This is a genomic window from Segatella copri, assembly GCF_009494395.1.
Classification (GTDB): Bacteria; Bacteroidota; Bacteroidia; order Bacteroidales; family Bacteroidaceae; genus Prevotella.
Map to the genome: position 1 here is coordinate 1 of NZ_VZCB01000054.1, position 4,235 is coordinate 4,235.

The following is a 4,235-nucleotide window of genomic DNA, read 5'->3' on the forward strand; positions in this document are numbered from 1 at the left end:
AACACTTATAAATCGCTCATTTTAAGCTATTCAGCAGATTATAGAAGAATTTTTCAAAAAAATATTTGTTACTTTGCAGCATTAAACACAAATTTATAATTATCTTTAGGCAAGAACCTTATAAAGGTACCGTCTATAAGTAATTATTAATTCTTAATAACGATAAACTATGCAAAAGAAAGTAAACTTAGCAACGTTAGCACTCTTTTCCTGTACGCTTGCTATGGCTCAAAATGAAAAAACAGAGCAAAACATAGCACAGGGTCTTGACGAGAATGCTTTTACCTTCTCAGAGGCACAGTTGGGTGAGGACGATGACATGTCTTCGAATGTCACCATCCTCAATTCAACCAGCAACGTTTACGCCAGCAAGGCAGGTTACCTGTTCTCGCCCGTCCGTTTCCGCTATCGTGCCTTCAACCAGAAGTACAATGATGTCTATATTAATGGAACAGCCATGAACGATATGGAGACGGGACAGTTCAGATTTTCCAACATCGGTGGTTTGAACCGTTTCTCCAGAAATGTAGACTTTTCTTTACCTTTTGAAGCCAACAATTACTCAATGACAGGTATGGCGGGTTCAAACAACTACGATTTCCGTGCAGGAAGCATGCAGGAAGGTCAGTATGCCAGCGTGGCTGCTGCCAACCGCAACTACACACTTCGTGGATTATACACCTATGCCAGCGGTTTCAATGAGAAAGGTTGGGCTATCACTGCCGGATTGACCTATCGCTGGGCAAACCGTGGATATGTAGAGGGAACCTTCTACAATGCTCTCTCCTATTTCTTCGGAGTACAGAAGAAATGGATGAACGGTCACTCACTGAGCTTCTCTACATGGGGTAACCCTACCGAAAGAAGTACTCAGGGAGCATCTACAGACGAGGCTTACTGGCTTGCCAACGACTACTATTACAACCCATACTGGGGTTATCAGAACGGACACAAGCGCAACTCTCGTGTCGTAAACGATTTTGCACCTTCTGCTATCGCTACATGGGATTGGGACATCAATGACAAGATGAAGCTCACTACCTCACTGTTTGGCAAATACTCGATGTACAAGAGCACCAAACTCAACTACAACAATGCCGAGAATCCTCAGCCAGACTATTGGAAGAATATGCCATCAGCTAACTTCTACGTATGGGGCGACTTCAAGAACGGTAACAATGCTTATAACTGGGACAGCTGGAACAACGCTGTAAACTACTGGACAGCAAGCAAGGCGAACCGACAGATAGACTGGGACCGCCTCTACTATTCCAACCAGCAGGCTGCTAAGAATGGGCAGGAAACCATGTACTATCTCCAGGCAAAACACAATGACAACCTCAATGTAAGTTTGTCATCAACCCTGAACACCAAGTTGACCAAGAAGTCTAGCCTGGCTACAGGTCTCATGCTTGGCACCAATAGCAATCGCCATTATCAGACCATGGAGGATATGCTCGGCGGAACCATATTCCACAACGTAAACTCTTATGCTATCGGTGATTATCCTATCACAGACCCACGTGTACAGTATGACCTTAACACAGCTGGTCCAAACAACACTGGTAAACTTGTCTATGAGGGTGATAAATTCGGTTACGACTATCGTATCGATGTAAACAAGGCGAATCTCTGGAGCACCTATACCAGCGAATTCTACCGCATGAAGGCAATGTTGAGTGGCCGTATCGGTTATACCGGCATGAAGCGTCATGGCTATATGCGCAATGGTATGGCAGCCGACAATAGTTACGGCAACAGTGAGACTGCCAACTTCCTGGATGGAGGTATGAAGGGAAGCCTGAATGTAGACTTAGGCAGAGGTCATGCTTTCAGCATTGGCGCTGGCTACGAATGGCGTGCCCCTATGGCTAATACTGCATTTATCGCACCAGAAATCAACAATGATTTCGTAACCAATCTCAAGAATGAGCGCATCTTCAGCTCAGAATTCAGCTACCAGTATCGCAATGCATGGCTGCATGCCAACTTAAGCGGTTACTACAGCCGTCTGGAACATGTTACAGAGTGGCAGAACTTCTACAACGATGATGAGAACTCATTTACATACGTAAGTATGACCGGTCTGAAGAAGGAATACTATGGCTTGGAAGCTGGCTTGAAGTTCAAACTCACTTCATGGCTCGACCTCAAGACCTTGGGAGCTATCAGCGAGGCAAAGAACATCAATAATGTAACAGCCAACTATATGCTCTCTAAGAGTGCTGAGGTTTACACAGACAAGGCTTACGTTCTTGACATGCGAGAGAGCGGAACTCCACTCACTGTGGGAAGCATCGGTCTGAGCACACATCTGAACGGATGGTTCATCGATGTGAATGCCAACTACTATGACCGTATCTACCTCTCTTATTCTCCTAGCTACCGCTACGAGAAAGTACTGAAGAACCGTCAGTCGGCTCACCAGAAGTATCCAGAGATATTCCCGGCAGTAGTTACAGAAGATGGCAACAGCTGGTTGCCAGAGGCAGTAGCACAGGCTAAGGGGCATGGCGGTTGGATGGTAGATATGAGCATCGGCAAGAGCATAAGATTGAAGAAGGGCTCACTCAACTTCAACCTCATGATTACCAACCTCTTCAACAACCAGAAGATGGTTACTGGTGGCTACGAGCAGAACTCACGTTCCGGCTATACGCTCACCACAGACGGAGAGGTCAACAATGTTCGTATTTATCAGTTCTCAAAGAATCCTAAGAAGTATTACGCATTTGGTACCAATGGTATGTTCCAGATAGGATACCGATTCTAAAAACAATATGACAATGAAAAAGATAAAAATCATAGCAATGGCCCTAATGGCAATGACGGGATTGATGCTTGGATCATGTATGGGTGACAGCTACGCTGACCCTGATATGGTCGAGACTATCCCTGCTGCGCCATACGGTAACAACCTGCTTAGGGAGAAAAACGTAGTTTCCATTGCACAGCTCAAGAGCGATTATAAGACTACCATCAATGGTGGTGGCTACAAACTCATTGATAAACCAATGATGATCAAAGGTTACATCACAGGCAATGACATCAGCGGCAACCTCTATCAAGAAGTTGCTCTTCAAGACGAAACGGGGGCTATCCTCGTTGATATCAACGCAGGCGGACTGCATGGTTATCTTCCTGTAGGACAGGAGATTCTCATTGATCTTAACGGGCTCTACATTGGAAGTTACGGCAAGCAGGCAAAAATTGGCGGTATCTATACCAACCTGAAGACGGGGGCTACATCCGTAGGTAAGATGGACCGCCCTACCTGGCAGAAGCACTTCAAGCTGCTTGACGAGGCAGATGCCAGCAATGTAGAGGCAGAAGAGTTCGACCTTACGAAGGCAACAGATGCCACCTACCTGGAAGAGAATGCAGGCAAGCTGATGACCATCAGGAAAGTGAAGTTCAACAGCGCTAACGGCAAAAACGTATGGGCAGCCAACGATGAGACCACCAACCAGACACTCAAGGATGCCATTACCGGCCAATGGATTAGTTCCAACACCGTGGTAGTGAGAACATCGGGTTATGCCCGCTTCGCCAATGCCATCCTGCCAGACGGAGCCTACGACATCACGGGCATCTTTACAAGATATAATAATGTATGGCAGATCATCATCCGCAATACTGACGACCTCTCTCCTTCTGTGCTCTCAATCTTCAAGGAGGCTTTCGATGAAAGCCAGGGCGATTTCACTACAGAAAACATCAAACTTGCAGAAGGCGTAAGCTATGCCTGGAAATGGGCTTCGGCTGCATACGGCATGAAGGCTTCAGGCTATGTAAACGGTGCCAACGTTGAACTCCAGTCACGACTCAAGTCACCTGCCATCAACCTCTCATCCGTAAAGAGCGCTACCCTCAAATTCGACCAGGCCATCAATTTCTCTTCCGACATGACCAAGGAATGCAAGGTTCAGGTTTCTACCAACGGAAAGACATGGACAGATTTGGACGTGAAAGGATATCCTACCAAGAACGGCTGGGACTTTGTTACCTCTACTGCAGATTTAACCAAGTATTGTGGCAAGACCATATACATAGGTTTCCTCTATAGCAGTTCCACATCGGCGGCTCCAACATGGGAAGTCAAGAATTTCATGGTAGATTAACAAAACTCACCTCTATACATTATATATATAGTAACATCAATAAAAAAGACAACAATATGAAAAAGCACTGCTGTCCCGTTTAGAAATCATCGGGCCTGAAAAGGCTAGGATATA

The 4,235-nt window shown here is 45.7% G+C and carries 2 protein-coding genes; both read left to right on the forward strand.

The features are described 5' to 3' along the window. Positions 1 to 169: 169 nt before the first annotated feature. A complete protein-coding gene (locus F7D73_RS06865; RefSeq protein WP_153123356.1) occupies positions 170 to 2,773 on the forward strand; it encodes a TonB-dependent receptor in 2,604 nt (867 codons plus the stop codon). A gap of 13 nt (positions 2,774 to 2,786) precedes the next feature. After that, positions 2,787 to 4,121, forward strand: a complete 1,335-nt coding sequence (locus F7D73_RS06870) for a DUF5689 domain-containing protein (RefSeq protein WP_153123358.1) — start codon at positions 2,787 to 2,789, stop codon at positions 4,119 to 4,121. The last annotated feature ends 114 nt before the right edge of the window (positions 4,122 to 4,235 follow it).